At 37.9% G+C, this 417-nt stretch carries 1 pseudogene; it reads left to right on the forward strand.

What is annotated here, in order from left to right:
- A pseudogene (locus E3E37_RS11255) lies at positions 1-256 on the forward strand (alpha-glycosidase); the annotation flags it as partial.
- Between the last annotated feature and the right edge of the window lie 161 nt (positions 257-417).

The raw sequence follows: 417 nt of genomic DNA on the forward strand, positions 1-417 counted from the left end.
ACTCGAGACCACAAAAGAGCTGATAAGGCTGAGGAAGAGAAGCAAAGCTTTGCAAAAAGGAGCATTTGTTCCGATATTTTTTGAGGATAGGCTCCTCATATACGAAAGAGTTTCTGAAGAAGAAAGAATACTGATTGGGATTAATTATTCAAAAAAGGAAGCAGAAATCGAGCTGCCAGGAAAAGTCAAGATTCTTCTGGGCCAACTTCATGGAGAAAGATTGCCTCCCTTCTCATTTTTCATTTCATCTTTATGATTTCCGATGCACTTCTTTGAGCAAGATACATAAAAGGGAACATCCGTGAACGAAAATCGTAAGGTATATATATCACTGGCGATGATACTTTCATGACAACAACTAATGTAAGGTGAACCCCTATGAAGAAAAGTTTGTTGGCACTATTTTTGATTGGTGTT

This window comes from Thermococcus sp. ES12, from assembly GCF_012027515.1.
GTDB classification, from domain to species: domain Archaea; phylum Methanobacteriota_B; class Thermococci; order Thermococcales; family Thermococcaceae; genus Thermococcus; species Thermococcus barossii.